20 protein-coding genes and 2 tRNA genes are annotated in these 17,514 nt (G+C 60.7%); 11 read left to right on the plus strand and 11 right to left on the minus strand.

Annotated elements, in window-relative coordinates; translation table 11 throughout:
- Positions 1-24: 24 nt before the first annotated feature.
- On the minus strand, positions 25-576 hold the full coding sequence (locus tag NKH89_RS08155) for a group I truncated hemoglobin (protein ID WP_352547877.1): 552 nt from the start codon (positions 574-576) through the stop codon (positions 25-27).
- Positions 577-710: 134 nt separating this feature from the next.
- Between NKH89_RS08155 and NKH89_RS08160 the strand changes: the two genes are divergently transcribed.
- Positions 711-896 (plus strand): hypothetical protein, encoded by a 186-nt coding sequence (locus NKH89_RS08160; protein WP_352482421.1) that lies wholly within the window; start codon positions 711-713, stop codon positions 894-896.
- A 2,430-nt stretch (positions 897-3,326) separates the two neighbouring features.
- Here the strand turns inward: NKH89_RS08160 and NKH89_RS08165 are convergent.
- Positions 3,327-3,590: a hypothetical protein gene (locus NKH89_RS08165; RefSeq protein ID WP_023719439.1), complete on the minus strand. Its 264-nt coding sequence runs from the start codon at positions 3,588-3,590 to the stop codon at positions 3,327-3,329.
- A gap of 203 nt (positions 3,591-3,793) precedes the next feature.
- Positions 3,794-3,868 (minus strand) — tRNA-Thr (locus tag NKH89_RS08170).
- A 160-nt stretch (positions 3,869-4,028) separates the two neighbouring features.
- Between NKH89_RS08170 and NKH89_RS08175 the strand changes: the two genes are divergently transcribed.
- The 10 genes from NKH89_RS08175 to NKH89_RS08220 all read left to right on the plus strand — a co-directional run bounded on the left by NKH89_RS08175 (position 4,029) and on the right by NKH89_RS08220 (position 10,047).
- A complete protein-coding gene (locus NKH89_RS08175) occupies positions 4,029-4,211 on the plus strand; it encodes a hypothetical protein (protein ID WP_023719440.1) in 183 nt (60 codons plus the stop codon).
- A gap of 159 nt (positions 4,212-4,370) precedes the next feature.
- On the plus strand, positions 4,371-5,663 hold the full coding sequence (gene murA, locus NKH89_RS08180) for a UDP-N-acetylglucosamine 1-carboxyvinyltransferase (RefSeq protein ID WP_023719441.1): 1,293 nt from the start codon (positions 4,371-4,373) through the stop codon (positions 5,661-5,663).
- A gap of 93 nt (positions 5,664-5,756) precedes the next feature.
- On the plus strand, positions 5,757-6,191 hold the full coding sequence (locus NKH89_RS08185) for a DUF2948 family protein (protein ID WP_352482425.1): 435 nt from the start codon (positions 5,757-5,759) through the stop codon (positions 6,189-6,191).
- A 4-nt stretch (positions 6,192-6,195) separates the two neighbouring features.
- Positions 6,196-7,488 (plus strand): histidinol dehydrogenase, encoded by a 1,293-nt coding sequence (gene hisD, locus NKH89_RS08190; RefSeq protein WP_352908578.1) that lies wholly within the window; start codon positions 6,196-6,198, stop codon positions 7,486-7,488.
- 2 nt (positions 7,489-7,490) lie between these two features.
- Positions 7,491-7,976 (plus strand): UPF0262 family protein, encoded by a 486-nt coding sequence (locus tag NKH89_RS08195; protein WP_023719444.1) that lies wholly within the window; start codon positions 7,491-7,493, stop codon positions 7,974-7,976.
- A 58-nt stretch (positions 7,977-8,034) separates the two neighbouring features.
- On the plus strand, positions 8,035-8,445 hold the full coding sequence (locus NKH89_RS08200) for an arsenate-mycothiol transferase ArsC (RefSeq protein WP_023719445.1): 411 nt from the start codon (positions 8,035-8,037) through the stop codon (positions 8,443-8,445).
- Positions 8,446-8,534: 89 nt separating this feature from the next.
- On the plus strand, positions 8,535-8,753 hold the full coding sequence (gene infA / locus NKH89_RS08205) for a translation initiation factor IF-1 (RefSeq protein WP_006200926.1): 219 nt from the start codon (positions 8,535-8,537) through the stop codon (positions 8,751-8,753).
- A gap of 25 nt (positions 8,754-8,778) precedes the next feature.
- Positions 8,779-9,408: a Maf-like protein gene (locus NKH89_RS08210; protein ID WP_023719446.1), complete on the plus strand. Its 630-nt coding sequence runs from the start codon at positions 8,779-8,781 to the stop codon at positions 9,406-9,408.
- Complete coding sequence (gene yacG / locus NKH89_RS08215; protein WP_023719447.1) at positions 9,405-9,596, plus strand: DNA gyrase inhibitor YacG; 192 nt, start codon at positions 9,405-9,407, stop codon at positions 9,594-9,596. Before NKH89_RS08210 ends, yacG begins: the two co-directional genes overlap by 4 nt.
- 375 nt (positions 9,597-9,971) lie before the next feature.
- Positions 9,972-10,047, plus strand: a tRNA-Phe gene (locus NKH89_RS08220).
- 202 nt (positions 10,048-10,249) lie between these two features.
- Here NKH89_RS08220 and NKH89_RS08225 read toward each other — a convergent pair.
- The 8 genes from NKH89_RS08225 to NKH89_RS08260 form a co-directional block, all read right to left on the minus strand.
- A complete protein-coding gene (locus NKH89_RS08225; RefSeq protein WP_245278607.1) occupies positions 10,250-10,864 on the minus strand; it encodes a class I SAM-dependent DNA methyltransferase in 615 nt (204 codons plus the stop codon).
- Between the two features lie 217 nt (positions 10,865-11,081).
- Positions 11,082-11,837, minus strand: a complete 756-nt coding sequence (locus tag NKH89_RS08230; protein ID WP_352908579.1) for an AAA family ATPase — start codon at positions 11,835-11,837, stop codon at positions 11,082-11,084.
- The gene (locus tag NKH89_RS08235; protein WP_156948087.1) at positions 11,834-12,289 is read right to left on the minus strand and encodes a hypothetical protein; all 456 of its coding nucleotides are present in this window, start codon (positions 12,287-12,289) and stop codon (positions 11,834-11,836) included. The genes NKH89_RS08230 and NKH89_RS08235 overlap by 4 nt, the downstream gene beginning before the upstream one ends.
- Before the next feature lie 462 nt (positions 12,290-12,751).
- Entirely contained in the window at positions 12,752-14,344 is a 1,593-nt protein-coding gene (gene ggt / locus NKH89_RS08240) for a gamma-glutamyltransferase (protein WP_352908580.1), read from the minus strand.
- A 21-nt stretch (positions 14,345-14,365) separates the two neighbouring features.
- On the minus strand, positions 14,366-15,085 hold the full coding sequence (locus NKH89_RS08245) for an ABC transporter permease (RefSeq protein WP_352482502.1): 720 nt from the start codon (positions 15,083-15,085) through the stop codon (positions 14,366-14,368).
- The gene (locus tag NKH89_RS08250) at positions 15,082-15,795 is read right to left on the minus strand and encodes an ABC transporter permease (RefSeq protein WP_352908581.1); all 714 of its coding nucleotides are present in this window, start codon (positions 15,793-15,795) and stop codon (positions 15,082-15,084) included. The genes NKH89_RS08245 and NKH89_RS08250 overlap by 4 nt, the downstream gene beginning before the upstream one ends.
- A 69-nt stretch (positions 15,796-15,864) precedes the next feature.
- The gene (locus tag NKH89_RS08255; protein ID WP_352908582.1) at positions 15,865-16,710 is read right to left on the minus strand and encodes a transporter substrate-binding domain-containing protein; all 846 of its coding nucleotides are present in this window, start codon (positions 16,708-16,710) and stop codon (positions 15,865-15,867) included.
- A gap of 86 nt (positions 16,711-16,796) precedes the next feature.
- Entirely contained in the window at positions 16,797-17,468 is a 672-nt protein-coding gene (locus tag NKH89_RS08260) for a GntR family transcriptional regulator (RefSeq protein ID WP_352482437.1), read from the minus strand.
- Between the last annotated feature and the right edge of the window lie 46 nt (positions 17,469-17,514).

Consider the following 17,514-nt stretch of genomic DNA (forward strand, 5'->3'; position numbering starts at 1 on the left):
ATCCGCCCGCACGATATAAGCGCTTCAGCCCCGCTTGACGTTGCCGGCGGTGACCTCGTCTTTGTGGGCGGCGAAAGCTTCCAAGACTTCGGTTTTCTCAGGCTTCGGAATTTTGAAATGATCCAGGGTCCGCCCGAGTTCCGCTGCGACCTCATCGAATTCCGCGGGGGAAATCCGCAGGTCGCGATGCGCCTCCTCGAGGCCGAGCGGCGTCGTGCCGGGCTTGGTGGCGACGAACTTGAAGGGCCCGCCAGAAACGTCGCAGACCCACAGCGTGCGCATGAACTTGAGGCCGGGCAACCTTTCAAGGTTCTTGGTGTGCCATTTGCGCAATTGTGGGTTCTTCGACTTCTTGCCGACGATCGGGTTCTTCACGACGGCGTCGCTGAAATGATCGATCACCGCTGCGATGGCGAATACGCCCCCCAGCCGCTCATACAGACTTTTGTCAGCTGTGGTTTTCTTGGCCTGGGCGAGTGCGTTGTCGGCGGGCAATACCGCCGTCGACGCGGCGGCCAGCGCCAGCGCGGCAACAACACTTCGTCTTGTCAAAGAGGTTGAAACAGCCGTTTTCATCCCTGGTTCCCTTCGAGGTTAGGCCAGAGCAAGCCGCAGCCTGTCTGGCGGGCTTCATGAAGTGACATTCGGACACTTTGCTATATTTTAGCATCGTCTAAGGAACAAACGAGCCCTTCGCCCGAATTATTCCGATGGACGGCATTCTCACGGTCAACATGCGTAAAAAGGGCGAAGGCCGCGCGGATGAGGAAGGCTTAAGCACGCGTCGCTGCACGCGGCAGAGGTCGCGAAGCCACTTCGGCCGCATCGGCCCGATCGATGTTGCGGGCACCGTAGTGTTCCTGGCCTCGCTGGCGGCGGTCGCCTGCGGCCAATAGCCTGTGCTTTTCAAAAATCGCTAGCTTCTGCGGATAGGTGATCCGCACCTTTGCGTTGCACCCGTCGCATTTGAAGTGCGCGATTGTTCTGAGTGCAGAGCCCTTTCTTACCGCCGGATGCGAGCAATCCGGACATTCGAATGTGAGCGCGACATCCGATAAGTCTTTGGCTAAGCCCATTTCCATCCCCTTCGCAAGCTCGGTGGCTACACTCTGGCGATTCTCAATGGGCAATTCAGATGCCAAACGGCTGTGCCAAAGCGGGATTAGACCAATTCACCTCGGAACGCCGCAAAGCTAGTGCGCCTTCTCTCTGCCTTTTGAGCGACGAAGAGACCTAACTTCCTCCAGCAGTTCGCGCTCATTGGTAGTCAAGTTTCGGAAGATTGCGACAATCATCACCGCTAAGGCTTCGGCATCCAGGCTTAAAAGGTCAATGTGTTCATCTGCGCAAACCTGATCAAACACGCGTTCACAAATAGCCAAATCGTGAGGGCTGAGGCGAGTGCTATTGAAACGCCGGCGCGACATTTGCGAGCCTTCGACGCCCGCCGCCCTGTTGCAAAAGAAGCGGGCCCTGGCAGAAACGCGAGTCGTTGAGTGGTTGTTCCCGGCTGCAAGCTTTGCTAAGCCGCCTGCAGCAGGGGCAGACCAGAAGCCTTTCCCCGCACGCATCATGGCGCATGCGAGCGGAGCTGTGCGCCGACCTTGGCACCTCAGACATTTTCGAGCGCCCGCCTGAGCGGCTCTGGCTGCCATGCGCGGGCCGATCTTGGACGGCAGGACCGTTGGACTCACGTCAGACACAGTAGCCTGGGGGCAAGACTGCTTCGAACCCTAAACGGGGCCGTCGGCTACCCATTTGACGACCGGAGGAGCCACGCGTTCCTCTGCTGGCACTCGTCATCGCAGCCAATGCCACCGCGACGACCTAGTTCCAATACTTGAAAACTCTCCCGAGACGGTTTGGCATCATGAACAGTCTTCTTTGGCGGCAGGCGCACTAGGGTGGCCCGAAATTTGGTCCGCCCCGTAAGGCGGTACATATGCTATAGCTAGAGGCGACATTTCCCGGGGTGGTACTTCCGCTCTCCACCTGTTGCAGACAGTCGGTCAACGAGCTGTGAATGTCTGCCCTGGGTCGAACTCGGGTCGTTCAGCGTGGTGGGTTTTGACCCCAACGCCATCGGATTGGGTTCGCCTGACCTGCATAGCCGTCCATTTCCCGCTCGGGGCTCATATTTCCAGCGAGGCCTGACAACGACGGTCCAGGCCTTCATGGGGCGGGAAGTTTCACGATCTTGTCTCTTCTGTAGTCATAGCCGGTCTTCGGAGTTCCGTTGCGATAGTCGTTATAGGTCCAGCGGCCGGTGGCCCAAGCATTGACAAAGTCGGTGCACCACTTCACGCCTCCGGGAGGAGGTCGTCCTCGAACCCATCTCTTTTTCGATGTTACGCCTTTGAGGCAGTGCTGAATTGCAGCGCGCCTCTGTTCCGGACTCTGCAGTTTCGCTCTGCCTGCTTCAAACTGGGTTCTACCATCGCTTTGACAGCCAGCAATCAGCAGTGCTGTTGCGACGATCAATTTGCCGGCGCATTTCAAATGAGGCTCTCCAAATCGGGCACGTCAGTGTACCGCAATTAATTGGCACATGGACCGTCCCCCCACAATCGCTTGGAACGATCAACCGTGCGTCTTCGGCACGCCTGCATCAATTGTGTCGAGCCCCGGCATCTATACACGCCACCGCGAGGTCATCGCGGATGCGATGATGCGGCATGAACGGAACTTGAGAGGTGAAACGGCGAGAGGCGCTCACTTCGGTGGTGGCATCGGCGGCTTAATGTCGGTCCGGTAGAACCAATATCTTGTCCACTCAAAGGGTCCTTTACACACCATCTTTAGGGGTCTGTATTTTGGAGTTTCAAGCCAAGTGGTGCAGCGGTACGACTGGTGTTGGTCGTTGATCATTTTATCATATCTGATGACCACGGTATTTATGCCGTCCAACTTCTCTTCACCGACGCGGCTGCAAGTTCGGTTTATCGGCGTCCCGTCCGGATTCAAGTCGCTGCCCGGAGGACGTGCCGTCGCGATCCAGCGCCCAAAAGGCTGGCGTCGTGAGTATACCATATCGCCTATGTAGATCTCTTCTTGATGCAGAAACCCAGGTTGGTCACCATACCTAATTAAGTGGTCCGTAACCTGAATGGCGGGCGTCCTTAATACTCTTTCGTTGGCTTTGTTTAGAGGACTGCACGCCTCGGCCTCCTGCACATCGCGGGATGCTGTGGAGCCTGGAGCCGCTTTGGATTCCAAAGGCAGACAGATCAAGCAGACTGAAAGGGCGAGGATGAATCGAGCAAAAAGGCTCATCGTCCTTGTAAAGCACGTCCCATCGAGCACCGTGAGATAGACCCCGACTGAATTTACTCCATATCCGGCACGTCACCGCTGGTGAATAGCACGGTCGGCGGGCCGTAGTCACCAAGCGCCGGGTTCGCGTCACGGCTCCATGCGATTACGCCAACGTGCTTCCCTGCGAGCGTCTTAGCGGTGCGGATGGCGCGTTCCTCGCTTTGCTGATCAGCCGGACCAAAGGTGGGAAACAGTTCGCCGTCCTCGCCACGATCGAACGCCACGACGACGATCAGCTTGGGCTGCTTCTGGCCAGGCAGAATATGATCCGACATGGCGGTAAGCTATCACATCACAGAGGATTGAGTCGCGTTCGAGACTCGGGAGGTGAGCGTGCAAGACGATCATTTTTGACAAGCCTGCGCGCGTGGCACTCGGCAGGTCGCGGGGCGCCTATTTTTCGGCAACCTCGCCAACCGTGCACAATCATCATCGAGCAGGTCAAGCGGCCTTGGAAGGTGCGCTAGCGAAAACGATCTGGTGCTGCGAGAGAGGATTGAACTCTCGACCTCTCCCTTACCAAGGGAGTGCTCTACCACTGAGCTACCGCAGCCGCCGATGGCGGGGCTTCTGCCATATCGAACCGGCAAGCGCAAGGCCAAGACAAAGACGGGTTGAAAGGCCGCACCAGGCGATTGTTCCGGACATGGCCATGCCACAATGTTGGCTATCCCTTGATCCGCACGGGCGGGTCGCCGGCCGGGGACGGGACGATGAACGACAAGACAATTTCTCCGAACAAGGATGGTCTACCAAAAAAGGCTGGCCGGAAGGACCGGCTGGCCGAGCAGTTGCGTGCCAATCTGCAGAAGCGCAAGGCGCAATCGCGCTCACGGCGAACCGGCGGGGCCGACCAGCGGCCGGACGGGCTGCAGGCGGCAAAGCAGAAGGATTAACGCGAATCGGCTATGTTGGTCGCCGGTATTTTGGCCAAGGTATCGTGGGCCAACGCGGGGAAATAGCCTGTTTCTTGAACCAAGCCGGCCAATGGTCTAGATGGGCCGCAACTGACTCAACCGATTTAAACCGGCTTTTCGGCCGAGGGGACGCTCTTCATGGATCGCATCAGAATTGTCGGCGGCAACAAGCTTGCCGGAAGCATCCCGATCTCGGGCGCGAAAAACGCCGCGCTGCCGCTGATGATCGCCGCGCTTTTGACCGACGACACGCTGACGCTGGAAAACGTGCCGCATCTGGCCGACGTCGAGCAGCTGATCCGCATCCTCGGCAATCACGGCGTCGACTATTCGGTCAATGGCCGCCGCGAAAAGCAGCATGAGGGCTATTCGCGCACCATCAATTTCTCCGCCCGCAACATCGTCGACACGACGGCGCCTTACGAGCTGGTGTCGAAGATGCGGGCGTCGTTCTGGGTGATCGGCCCTCTGCTGGCCCGCATGGGCGAGGCCAAGGTGTCGCTGCCCGGCGGCTGCGCCATCGGCACGCGGCCGGTCGACCTCTTCCTGGAAGGCCTGCAGGCGCTGGGCGCCGACATCGACGTCGATACCGGCTATGTCATCGCCAAGACCAGGAACGGCCGGCTGGTCGGCAACCGCTACGTGTTCCCGAAAGTCTCGGTCGGCGCCACCCATGTGCTGATGATGGCGGCCTCGCTGGCCAAGGGCGAGACGGTGCTCGAAAACGCAGCCCGCGAGCCCGAGATCGTCAACCTTGCCGACTGCCTCAACGCCATGGGTGCGAAGATCTCCGGCGCTGGCACCGCGACCATCACCATCGACGGCGTCGAGGCGCTGTCGGGCGCCCGCGTCAGGGTGATCCCCGACCGTATCGAGACCGGCACCTATGCGATGGCGGTGGCGATGACCGGCGGCGACGTCGTGCTGGAAGGCGCGCGGCCCGACTTGTTGCAGACGGCGCTGGACATCATTTCGCAGACCGGTGCTGAGATCACGCAGACCAATTCCGGCATCCGCGTCAGGCGCAACGGCGCCGGCATTTCGCCGGTCGACGTGACGACGGCGCCGTTCCCGGCGTTCCCGACCGATCTGCAGGCGCAGTTCATGGGCCTGATGACGATGGCCAAGGGCAAGTCGCGCATCACCGAGACGATCTTCGAAAACCGCTTCATGCACGTCCAGGAGCTCGCCCGGCTCGGCGCCCACATCACGCTGTCCGGCCAGACGGCGATCGTCGACGGCGTGGCGAAGCTGAAGGGCGCGCCTGTCATGGCAACCGACCTTCGCGCCTCGGTGTCGCTGGTCATCGCCGGCCTTGCGGCAGAAGGCGAGACCACGGTCAACCGCGTCTATCATCTCGACCGCGGCTTCGAGCGGCTGGAAGAAAAGCTGTCCGGCTGCGGCGCGGAGATCGAGCGCATTTCGGGCTAAAGCCTTTCCGCAAGGCTTGCGGTCCGGTTGCGCGGATCGCCAAGACCGCCTAACAGAAGGCCAAATGTAAACCTTCGCAGGTGCGAATTCCGCATGAATGGCCTTAAGCTTGTCGCGCTCGACGATCAGGATCTGAGCATCATCTCGGCGCATGTCCAGGATGCCGTGATGAAGGTCAGCGATCTCGAATACCTGCCTTCGGTCAAGCGCTTCGTGCTGACCATGAACCGCTTCGTCTGGGAGGCGAAATCGGGCTTCTTGCGCCAGCACAATGAGCGGCGGCAAGCGGTGCTGCATTTCGACCGGGTGCTCGCCGCCAAGACCAGCGGCATTGCCCGCGACAAACCGGACGAGGTGCTGTCGCTGCTGGCGATCAGCTTTCTCGCGCTAGACAAGCCGGCCGGCATCGTCGAGCTGATCTTTGCGGGAGGCGGCGCCATCATGCTCGATGTCGAATGCATCGAGGCGCGGCTTGCCGATGTCGGCGGTGCCTGGGAAGCGACGTCGCGCCCGGTCCACAGGGTCTGAGCCGATGGCCATCACGCTTCGCCAGTCCGACGCCGATTTCGAGCAGCGCTTTGCCGCGTTCCTGCTGACCAAGCGGGAAGTCTCGACCGACGTCGACGCCGTGGTGCGCGAGATCATCGCCAAGGTGCGCGCCGACGGCGACGCGGCGCTCGTCGCCTACACGCAGAAATTCGGCGGCGGCGACCTGACAAGGCTCGGCATTGCGGTGTCCAAGGATGACATTGCCAAGGCTTACGATGCAGCCGATCCGCAGACGGTCGAGGCGCTGAAATTCGCGCGCGAGCGCATCCGCTCCCATCACCAGCGGCAGCTGCCTAAAGACGATCGCTATACCGACGCCGCCGGCGTCGAGCTCGGCTCGCGCTGGACGGCGATCGAGGCCGTCGGGCTCTATGTGCCGGGCGGCACGGCGAGCTATCCGAGCTCGGTGCTGATGAACGCCGTGCCGGCCAAGGTCGCCGGCGTCGAGCGCATTGCCATGGTGGTGCCAGCCTCCGGCGGCGACGTGCCGCCGCTGGTGCTGGTCGCGGCCGACCTTGCCGGCGTTTCCGAAATCTACCGCGTCGGCGGCGCCCAGGCGATCGCAGCCCTTGCCTATGGCACCGAGACGATAAAGCCCGTCGCCAAGATCGTCGGCCCCGGCAATGCCTATGTCGCGGCGGCCAAACGCCAGGTGTTCGGCACGGTCGGCATCGACATGATCGCCGGGCCTTCGGAAGTGCTGGTCGTCGCCGACGGCAGCAACGACCCCGACTGGATCGCAGCCGACCTGCTGGCCCAGGCCGAGCACGACGTGTCGTCGCAATCGATCCTGATCACCAACGACCCTGCCTTCGGCGACGCGGTCGAACAGGCGGTTGAACGCCAATTGCAGAACCTGCCGCGCGCCGCGACGGCGGCGGCGAGTTGGCGCGATTTCGGCGCCATAGTCCTGGTGCCGACGATCGAGGCAGCACTGCCGCTGGTCGACCGCATCGCGGCCGAACATGTCGAGCTTGCCATCGACGACCCAGAGCCTTTCCTGGCGCGGATGCGCAATGCCGGTGCGGTGTTTCTCGGCCGGCATACGCCGGAGGCCATCGGCGACTATGTCGCCGGCTCCAACCACGTGCTGCCGACGGCGCGCTCGGCGCGCTTTTCGTCCGGGCTTTCGGTGCTCGATTTCGTCAAGCGTACCTCGATCCTGAAGCTCGGGCCGGAACAGTTGCGGGCGCTGGCGCCGGCGGCGATCACGCTGGCCAAGGCGGAAGGACTCGATGCGCATGGACGCTCCGTCGCCATCCGGCTGAACATGTAGAAATGTCCGACTACGACGAAACCCGCGCCAGGCTGATCGATGTCGAGCTCGACGAGACGATCGGCCGATCGACGCCCGATGTCGAGCATGAGCGGGCGGTGGCGATCTTCGACCTGATCGAGGAGAACCGTTTCCAGCCGGTCAATGACGACGGTGCCGGGCCATACCGACTGAAACTGTCGCTGGCCGAATCCCGGCTGGTGTTCGCGGTGGCGCGCGAGGACGGCGCAGCCGTGGTCACCCATATCCTGTCGCTGACGCCGCTTAGGCGCATCGTCAAGGATTACTACATGATCTGTGAAAGCTATTACGACGCCATCCGCACCGCGACGCCCAGCCATATCGAGGCGATCGACATGGGCCGGCGCGGCCTGCACAATGAAGGCTCGCAGACGCTGATGGACCGGCTTGCCGGCAAGATCGACATCGATTTCGACACGGCGCGCCGGCTGTTCACGCTGGTTTGCGTGCTGCACTGGCGAGGTTAAACTGGCCGCCCCGCTGCCCCGCTCGATCCTGCCCCGCTCGATCCTGTTTGTTTGCGGCATGAACGCCGTGCGCTCGCCGATGGCCGAATTGCTGGCGCGCAAGGTGCTCCCGCCTACCACTTTCGTCGCCTCGGCCGGGGTGCGCGGCGGCGAACGCGATCCGTTCGTCGATGCCGTGCTGGCCGAAGAGGGGCTGTCGCTCGGCGAACGGCACCCGAGAACGATGGACGACCTCGAAGACGATTATTTCGATCTGATCGTGACGCTGGCGCCGGAAGCCCACCACACCGCGCTCGAACTCACCCGCTCGCTGGCCGTCGAAGTCGAATATTGGCCGATGCCCGACCCGACCGGCGTCAGCGGCACGCGCGAACAGATCATGGCTGCCTATCGCGACGTGCGCGAGCGGCTGAAGGCGCGGATCGGCCGCCGTTTTCTCGGCAACGAGGCTGAAAACGCCGCGGATTAAGCGTGTTCACAAGCGGACGTTTATCATATAGGTTCCGCGCAACTTTCCGGCCGGGGCGCTGGAAGTACCCATCCAAGCAAAGGTATCGAATGCCGAAGGAAGAAGTCCTCGAGTTTCCGGGTGTCGTGACGGAATTGCTGCCCAACGCGATGTTCAGGGTCAAGCTCGAAAACGAACATGAAATCATCGCCCATACGGCCGGCCGCATGCGCAAGAATCGCATCCGCGTTTTGACCGGCGACAAGGTCCTGGTCGAGATGACGCCCTACGACCTGACCAAGGGCCGCATCACCTACCGCTTCAAGTAAGTTCAAGGACCCGGCCGGGATCGCGATGGGCATTTTGCAGAAGCTCGTGCTTGCCTCGGGTTCGCCGCGCCGGATCGAGCTGTTGCAGCAGGCCGGCATCGAGCCGGATCGCGTGCTGCCGGCCGATGTCGACGAGACGCCGCTGCGCGCGGAGCATCCGCGGTCGCTGGCCAAGCGGCTAGCGACGCAGAAGGCCGAGAAGGCGCTGGTCTCGCTGAAAACCGAGACGGACTACCTGCCGAGCTTCGTGCTGGCCGCCGACACGGTGGTTGCCGTCGGGCGGCGCATCCTGCCCAAGGCCGAGACGCTCGACGATGCCGCCAACTGCCTCGGGCTGCTGTCCGGCCGTTCGCACCGGGTCTATTCCGGCATCTGCCTGATCACGCCGGGCGGCAAGCAGCGCTTGCGGCTGGTCGAGACCAGGGTGCGCTTCAAGCGGCTGCCGCGCGAGGAGATCGACGCCTATATCGCGTCGGGAGAATGGCGCGGCAAGGCCGGCGGCTATGCCGTCCAGGGGCTTGCCGGCGCCTTCGTCGTCAAGCTCGTCGGCTCCTACACCAACGTCGTCGGCCTGCCGCTCTACGAGACGGTGGCGCTGCTGAGCGGCGAAGGCTTCAAGGTACACGTCAACTGGCTGGCGGGTGCGCGGATATGAGCCCGGACGACAAGGTCACGCCGCTGCGACCCAAGCGGCCCTGCCCCGAATGCGGCAAGCCATCGGCGCGCGAAACCTACCCGTTCTGCTCGAAGCGCTGCAAGGACATCGACCTCAACCGCTGGCTGAAGGGCGTCTACGTCATCCCGGGCCGCGACGACGAGGACGACGACGACCACCAGAAATAGCGCCGTCCGCCTGCAGTTTTCCACAAGCTCGGGACGGTTTCGCGGCCGCGATTGTGACCGATGATCGGCCTTGCCGACTGCCTGTCGCTTCCCGCCTGAACTCAATGTCCAGAAGCTGTTCCATCCGGGTAGAGTCGGATGGAACAGGTTCTGGCGTTTTGCCTGAGCATGATCTTTTCCGAAAACCGGATTCCACTTTTCGGGATCATGCTTTTTGTTTGAGCATGATCTTTTCCGAAAACCGGATTCCACTTTTCGGGATCATGCTCTAAGCGCTGGACAGGCCGGATTCCCGTGCTATAACCCACGCGCTTTCAAGGGGTGCCGACGGCGCTTTCATGAACCCGGTGTGCAGATTGCCGCCCGCCGGAGCAGGCCCAGATAGCTCAGTTGGTAGAGCAGCGGACTGAAAATCCGCGTGTCGGTGGTTCGAATCCGCCTCTGGGCACCACTACTTCCTCATATAAAGTCAATGGCTTGCGGTGTCGCCAGCTTGGCGACTTACGGCATTTCATGTCGCGCCGTGTTGCGAACTGTTACCGTTGAGTTTCAAGGGTTTCCTGCGACTGTCGGCAACTCCACGCGACATGAACTTCAACAAAGACCAGCCTCATGGCAAATGCTCGGTTTCAAATTTCATGTGCCCGCCGGCTTTACCGCTTTCTGGCAACCACCAGGAAATTCTGCGCAAGCTCCGCCGGAATCCTGGCACTTGCGCAGGTCCTTTCAAACGGCACCATCAATATTTCGCACAGTCTTGGCAGCAATTTCCCGGGTCGCGGCAAAAAACCGTACCCAACTATCCGCTCGACAATAAAGCCATTTGCAATGAGCGTCTGCTCGTATCCTTTAATGCTCAAAGTGTGGCGGACTGTCCCTCCTGCATAACGGTTCAGAATGCGGCAGACCAGCCCTATTGGGGAGGTCGCATTCATGTGGATATTCGAGATTAGCAATCCACCTTCGTTCAAATGCGCGCTGATGGCCGACAGTGCATCCTTCCTGAGCTCATCTTCAGCATTGAGGAAGAATCTGAATGCCGTGACCACGTCGAACCTTTCGGCAAGCGGAGAGAACGTAAGATCAGCGCGGACCAATTTCACGTTCTTCGGAACCCGTGCGCTAGCCAGCATAGATTGGGAGATGTCAACGCCGACGACTTCACCAAAAAATGGAGCTGCGATATTTGCTATGCGGCCTGTGCCGCATGCGAAGTCCAGGCATTTCCGGTTCGGCCCGCCGACAGGCAGGAGAATACGTTCGACCAAAGGCTTTTCGATACCCGACCACAGAGCTGCATAGTAGCCGGACCGGTACGTGTCGGAGTAATGGGCACCGTACCCAGCCGTCTGGTGGCTTGCTCGGTAATCCCGACGAGCGGGTGCACGGTTCTCATGGACGCTCCCGAACGGTCGCCGCTGCGCCCGCAGAAATCTGCGAATGCCAACGAACGATCTCACCGTGAACACCATGCAACTCGCGCCTCTAGTCTGGCCCGACGCATGCCGTCGCGGGCAATCCGTGCCCCACGATGCGCGCGACGACCTGTTCGAAATTGCGTGGGTCGAGGCCGTCGACACGCATCAGCGGCCATTTGTCTTGCAGGCATTGGCCGATCTCCCTCGCGATATCCGCTTGCTTCAGGCCCCTGACCACTCCGACTTCGAGAAGGCGCTCGAGGTACGGCTGCCGCGCATACCGCTCAATGAGGCGGTGGCGCAGCGTTTCCCCGGGCGCGTCGACTTGAATGAGGAGATCCGGTCGCGGCAGGAACGTCAGGCAATTACGAACCATGTCGATACTTGGATTTCGTCCCAACAGGACGAGCGCACACAACGCCTGAACGATGCCCTCTTCGAAAATGAAGTACCCTTCTGAGGCCTTCGCCGTATTCCAGGCTTCGAAGAGCAAAACGACGTCGATCTTCAGACGCAACGCCCATATTCGGCTTTTTGGAGGGATCGATGCCAAAAGCCGCGCAGCGTCCCCCTCGCTCGGCGGGGTCGAGAACAAGACCGGACTCGCGGTGGCGAGCTTGTGCACCAGACGCTGGATACCATGGCGTGTCTCCGGGCTTTCATCCTCGACCGAATCGACTTCGCTGCCGACAGACACAAAATCAATCCGGCGATAGCCATTGACTGTCTTCACACGGATGTCGTGTTTCGCCAGCTCACGGCAAAGGGCGCGGAGAAGGGTCGTCTTGCCTGCACCAGGCGGACCGAACAACTCGATAATCATGTAGGGATCTCCCGAACAGGAAGCAGAAAGATCGGATGAAGCGAGCTCGCCCGCTCCGGCGGTGTGGCGAGCGTAAACACTCTGGCATCCGCCTGGCCGAGTTGACCCCGCTCGCTGGCATCCTGCTGACGCCGCAAAAAGCTTTGGAGGAGATGCGATGCGGTGGAAGACTGCCTTTCCATGGCGTGCAGTCCCGCCTGTTGAGCCGCGACAGCGTTGCCGGTTGACTTGAGAACTTGCAATTGCTTCTCGATCGCCTGCGCTTGCGGCTGGTTGACACGCCTGTCGCTGTCGAACTGGCTCGTCGCCCGTGCCATCTCCTGATCGATCGAGCACCCCACGGTTGCCCGTTGGTCGACGTCGGTCGTCGTGGCTTCCAGGCGTGCGAGGCTCGACGACGCCGACCCCGCCGCCTGCGCCAACACCTCCGTCGTCGCGCCGCTTGCGCCCATAGGGAACATGGACCTCAGAAAGTCTCTAAATTGCCTGGGGATCAGTGCTTACTATGAGTGCCGAACCATACCATCATCCATCTGAATGACTGTCGGCACCACCGCACGCGCGTTTGGGCGCTGAACAGGGCAACGAGTTCAGGCCGAGCGGGCGGTTTTGGCTTGACGCGACACAAACGCGACATTCGGCCTAAAATCTGAACAATATCAATCACCGACAGCGGACTGAAAATCCGCGTGTCGGTGGTTCGAATCCGCCTCTGGGCACCATTTTTTCCCTGTACGGCCCGGAGACATAGGTAACAGTTTATACCTAGACATGGGTGACAATCTCGCGCCGAGCGGATTGTCGATGGCGTGCAAGAATTATCTGGACCATGGCGCCAGAGGCTCCTGCTCGCCGGCCAAATGGCGATGAAGAACGCCTTCAGCATCTTGGATTCCGCTCCGGCCACAACCGCTCTAAAGACCGAGGGCGCAGCCGTCCTTGCGCGGTTCAGAACCACCCAGCAGCGTCCCGTTTGCCCAATCGATGCGGATGGCCTGCGCACCGCCGATCGGGTCCGTGGCAGGAATGATTTCGAAACCGCGCCGGCTAAGTTCAGCTACGGTTTCGCGAGCGAGCCCGTGTTCGGCCTGGACCTTCATCGTGCCGCTGACAGGGGCGACCCGCGGCAGATCGATCGCCTCCTGCAGATCTATCCCGAAGTCGAGCACCTTCGTCAGCAGGTGCGCGTGGCCCATTGCCTGGTAGTAGCCACCCATAACGCCGAAAGGCATCTCTGCCCGGCCGCCTCTCGCAAGCATCCCGGGTATGATGGTATGCAGAGGTCGCTTGTTCGGCGCCACTGCATTGGGGTGCCTGGGGTCAAGCGAAAAGCTTTGCCCGCGATTGTGCAAGACGACACCGGAGCGTGGCGAGACCAGGCCCGAGCCAAAGCTGTCGAAGACCGAGTTGATGAAACTGACCGCATTGCGATCCTTGTCGACAACGGAAATATAGACCGTGTCGCTGTGCAGCGGCATATCGAACGCCGGCAGGTCCGCGCGGGCGCGCTTTAGGTCAATCATGCCCGCCAGACGATCGGCCCAAGCATTCGACAACATGTCGGCCACCGGGACCTCGGACGCATCAGGATCGGCGACGAGCAGGTCACGCGCGGCGTAAGCGAGGCGTGTCGCTTCGATTTCCAGGTGAAGCCGGTCCGCGGATTGCGGGTCGCCGTGGGCTTCGAAGCGCGAGAGGATGTTTAGAATCAGCAATGCGATCACACCCTGGCCATTCGGCGGACATTCGAACACATCGCAGCCTCGAAACGCCGTGCTGATCGGGGTCACGTACTCGCCTGTTGCCGAGACGAAATCTTCGACTGTGTGCAATCCGCCGAGCCCACGAAGATAGGCGACCATGTCTTCGGCCACAGGGCCAGTGTAGAAGGCCTCTCGTCCCTTCTCGGCGATCAGCCGCAGCGTTGCAGCCAACTCAGGCTGGCGATGCACTTCGCCAACGCCTGGCGCGCGGCCGTTTGGCAGGAAAATCCGTTTCGCGGTCACATCGGAGGCCAGAAGTTCTTCCTCCAACGCCCAGTCACGATGGACCCGCGGTGAAATGGCGTAGCCTTCCTCGGCGAAACGTATAGCGGGGGCCAGGATTTGATCGAAGGGCATATGCCCATGATCAGCGTGCAACCTGGTCCAGGCATCGATGGCTCCCGGGATGGTGACGGAGCCAGGAGAATTGCGGGCTACCTCCGCCATGCCACGTTCGAGGAACCAGTCAATTGTGAGGGCGGCGGGTGTCCTGCCCGATCCGTTATAGGCGATGACCTCGCCGGATCCGTTTCGCGACAGAAGAGCGAAGCAATCGCCTCCAATGCCGGTCGAGGCTGGCTCGACGACACATTGCACTGCGCAGGCTGCGATGGCGGCATCCATGGCGTTGCCGCCGGTCGCCATGATCTCCACCGCCGTCAGGGTCGCCGACGGATGAGAGGTAGCGGCCATGGCCTCGCGTGAAACGACGACCGAGCGCGTTGGTTTCTCAAAATTTCGCATGCTATGCCCTTCTGATCGTGCTCAAGAGGCGGCGTCGCTCATCGTCGAGGGGCGGTGCCGCAGATGCCGCGACATCCAGTATTCGAGTGCCGCCAAGGCACGGATGATCGCGAAATTCAAAGTGAGATAAATGGCGCCCGCGCAGATGAAGACTTCAAAGGCGCGGTAAGTCTGGGAGATCAATCCCTGGGCAATTCCAGTCACCTCCATCAAGGTCACGATGGAGGCCAGAGACGTGCCCTTGATCATCAGGATGATTTCATTGCCGTAACTCGGCAGAGCCTGGCGAAAGGCCAGCGGCAGGATAACATGCCGATAGGTCAGACAGGTGGACAGGCCGACAGACCGGGCCGCCTCGACAAGGCCGCGTGGCACCGACTGAACCGCGCCGCGGAGGATTTCGCTGCCATAGGCGGTGGTGTTGAGTGTCAGCGCGATGATTGCGCACCAGTAGGGTTCGCGGAAAACGGCCCATAATCCAATTGCCGACAGTTGGTGCCGGAACTGACCAAGGCCATAATATGTCAGAAAAATCTGCACCAGCAGGGGCGTGCCCCTGAACACGGCAACGAAGCCACGGATCGGCAAAACGACGAAGGGCGATTCCGATTGCTGGGCAAGCGCCAATGTGACGGCAAGGACGAAGCCGGCAACAATGGAAGTCAGGGCCAATTCTATCGTAAGCGGCAGGCCGGCGAGGAGCTTCGGCAGGATTTCGAGGAAAAAACTGAAATCTATCATGCCGACCGGACGCGCCACGGCGCCTTTCGTTCCAGACGGTAAAAGGCATGGCCCGTGACGGAAGCGATAGCCAGATAGAGCAAGGCTGCAGCAATGTAGAAGATGAATGGTTCACGGGTCGAACCTGCAGCGATCTGTGCCTGGCGCATCAGTTCAACGAGGCCGATTACCGATATCAGCGACGAGTCCTTCAGAACCAACTGCCACACGTTGCCGAGACCTGGCAGCGCGTAGCTCAGGAGCTGGGGAAAAATAACCTGTCGCAGCCGCTGCAGCCGGTTGAGGCCAAGCGCGCAAGCGGCATCGTGCTGTCCTTGGTCGATGGCGAGGTAAGCCCCTCGATAGACCTCGGCTTGATAGGCGCCCGAGATGATTGCGATGGCCAAGGTTCCAGTGGCAAAGGCCGGAACGCCGACGAATCCGGACCCGCCCAGGCTATGATCAAGCGAGGTCAGGGCGACACTTCCTCCATAGTAAAGCAGATAAATGGTCAGAAGGTCGGGCACGCCTCGGAAAACCGTGCAATAGCCAAGGGCCAAGAACCTCAATACCTTGGAGTTGCGGAGACGGCCGGCCGCTGCCAGCCCACCGAATACAGCGCCAAGCGCAAAGCCCAGCACAGACAGAAGCACTGTAACCGAGGCCGCCATGAGAAGAGCAGCCCCCCAACCTCCGTGCTGGAAACCAAGTAGCCGGAATGCGTCAACCATCGATACCCCCGGCAGGGCGAACGGCTCAGCTCCGGAACGGGTCAGGAATGGCCGTTCGCCGACAAGCGCCTACTTGACTGGAGTGACGTCGCTCTTGAGCCATTTAAGCGACAGGGTTTTGATCGTGCCATCGGCGATCGCGGCGTCGATGGCCCCGTCGAGCATATCTTTCAGCTTGATGTCCTCTTTGCGGATACCGGCACCGGAGCCAAGACCGAAGAGCCCCCCGACAAATCCCGGCCCGGCAAGCGTATAGTCGCTGAACTCCGGTTTGCCCAGCGTGGCGGCCAGCGCTGTCTGCTGTGCGAAGAGCGCGTCGATGCGACCCGCGGCAAGATCGAGATCGTGTTGCTCGGTGGTCTTGTATTCGCGAATCTCAGCGACGTCCGAGAAGTATTTTTTCACAAATTCCAGGTTCGCCGTTGCGGCCTGAACTCCAATGATCTTTCCCTTCAGCAATGGCTTGAGCTTGTCGATTGCCGCCTGCGCAGAGGCTTCATTCTCCAGCTTGAACCGCTCGTTGGAAATGCCGACCTTGCCCAGTTCGCTATCCTTTGCGACCGCGAAACCTGAGGGATCCACCGCATATGGCTGGGTAAAGTCAATGATCTTCAGACGTTTTTCAGTGATGAACATGCTCGCCATGATCACGTCGAACTTGCCAACGGTCAGCGCGGGGATCATGCCGTCCCAGTCCTGTGCGACGATCTTGCACTCGATCTTCATTCGCCCGCACAGATCATTGGCGAGATCGACTTCGAAGCCGTCCAATTTGCCGTCGGCTGTTGTGAAATTCCAGGGCGCGTAGGCTCCTTCGGTGGCAATGGTAATTGCCTTTGGTGTTTCTTGTGCGGCGGCGGCCTGGACCAGGCCGAACAAGACCGACGCAATGGCTGCGATGCGGCTAATTTTCATGTCATTCTCCTCTTTTTTGCCGGTATGGCAGTTCCCTTTCGTCGTGCCGGATTATCTTCCGGCTTCAACGAGTTAGATGGCGTTTTCTAGCGGCGGCCGGGACTTGCGAAGTTGGCCAGAAGGGGCGCTGTCTCGACGATATGATCCCGCATGACGATCTCTGCCTTGCCGGCATCACCTGACCGCAACACCTCAATCAGGATCTCGTGCTCGGCGCGCGCGCTGGCGGGCTTGTCGACATAGTCGAACCAGATGCGCAGGTAGGGTTCGATCACGACGTGCAGGCTGGCAATCTGCCGGACCAGCTTGGGTCGGTTGCTCAATTGGCAAATCTGCAAATGGAAGGCCTGATGGCGCACGACCCAGTCGCTGCTGCCGGTCTGGCTGGCGCGCTCCATGCGGTCGAGCTGGCGTTCCAGTTCTTCAAGCACTTCGATATCGATGTGCGGCATGGCAAGCCTCACCGCCAGCCCTTCGAGCACCGAGCGCATTTCAAACGTTTCGTATATCTCATCGAGGGTAAGGCCGGCGACGATGCAGCCACGGTTCGGGCGAATGACCACAAGACCTTCCGCGGCCAGCTGGCGGAATGCTTCGCGAACCGGCATGCGGCTCATGCCGATTTCCGTCGCGATCTCTTCCGGGATAAGCCGGTCCCCGGCGCGGTAGCGCCCCATCCTCAAGGCACGCTGAATGTGGCGATAAGCCTCCTCCTCGGCGGTCGTGATGCCCAGCGGCTCGATTGCGTCTGCTGCCATGTCCTTGGTCCAATCAGAGCGTATCTGTGTATCCACTTATCCAGTT

Origin of the sequence: Mesorhizobium sp. M0923 (genome assembly GCF_040319365.1) — a bacterium.
GTDB lineage: Bacteria > Pseudomonadota > Alphaproteobacteria > Rhizobiales > Rhizobiaceae > Mesorhizobium.

Coding starts and splice junctions, on each gene's coding strand:
- NKH89_RS08210 (WP_023719446.1), top strand. CDS start 8,779: ATGGGCATTTTGCAGAAGCTCGTGCTTGCCTCGGGTTCGCCGCGCCGG.
- infA (WP_006200926.1), top strand. CDS start 8,535: ATGCCGAAGGAAGAAGTCCTCGAGTTTCCGGGTGTCGTGACGGAATTG.
- NKH89_RS08195 (WP_023719444.1), top strand. CDS start 7,491: ATGTCCGACTACGACGAAACCCGCGCCAGGCTGATCGATGTCGAGCTC.
- NKH89_RS08160 (WP_352482421.1), top strand. CDS start 711: ATGGACGGCATTCTCACGGTCAACATGCGTAAAAAGGGCGAAGGCCGC.
- murA (WP_023719441.1), top strand. CDS start 4,371: ATGGATCGCATCAGAATTGTCGGCGGCAACAAGCTTGCCGGAAGCATC.
- NKH89_RS08230 (WP_352908579.1), bottom strand. CDS start 11,837: ATGATTATCGAGTTGTTCGGTCCGCCTGGTGCAGGCAAGACGACCCTT.
- NKH89_RS08165 (WP_023719439.1), bottom strand. CDS start 3,590: ATGTCGGATCATATTCTGCCTGGCCAGAAGCAGCCCAAGCTGATCGTC.
- NKH89_RS08155 (WP_352547877.1), bottom strand. CDS start 576: ATGAAAACGGCTGTTTCAACCTCTTTGACAAGACGAAGTGTTGTTGCC.
- NKH89_RS08245 (WP_352482502.1), bottom strand. CDS start 15,085: ATGATAGATTTCAGTTTTTTCCTCGAAATCCTGCCGAAGCTCCTCGCC.
- NKH89_RS08260 (WP_352482437.1), bottom strand. CDS start 17,468: ATGGCAGCAGACGCAATCGAGCCGCTGGGCATCACGACCGCCGAGGAG.
- yacG (WP_023719447.1), top strand. CDS start 9,405: ATGAGCCCGGACGACAAGGTCACGCCGCTGCGACCCAAGCGGCCCTGC.
- NKH89_RS08255 (WP_352908582.1), bottom strand. CDS start 16,710: ATGAAAATTAGCCGCATCGCAGCCATTGCGTCGGTCTTGTTCGGCCTG.
- NKH89_RS08185 (WP_352482425.1), top strand. CDS start 5,757: ATGAATGGCCTTAAGCTTGTCGCGCTCGACGATCAGGATCTGAGCATC.
- NKH89_RS08235 (WP_156948087.1), bottom strand. CDS start 12,289: ATGGGCGCAAGCGGCGCGACGACGGAGGTGTTGGCGCAGGCGGCGGGG.
- NKH89_RS08250 (WP_352908581.1), bottom strand. CDS start 15,795: ATGGTTGACGCATTCCGGCTACTTGGTTTCCAGCACGGAGGTTGGGGG.
- ggt (WP_352908580.1), bottom strand. CDS start 14,344: ATGCGAAATTTTGAGAAACCAACGCGCTCGGTCGTCGTTTCACGCGAG.
- hisD (WP_352908578.1), top strand. CDS start 6,196: ATGGCCATCACGCTTCGCCAGTCCGACGCCGATTTCGAGCAGCGCTTT.
- NKH89_RS08175 (WP_023719440.1), top strand. CDS start 4,029: ATGAACGACAAGACAATTTCTCCGAACAAGGATGGTCTACCAAAAAAG.
- NKH89_RS08200 (WP_023719445.1), top strand. CDS start 8,035: ATGAACGCCGTGCGCTCGCCGATGGCCGAATTGCTGGCGCGCAAGGTG.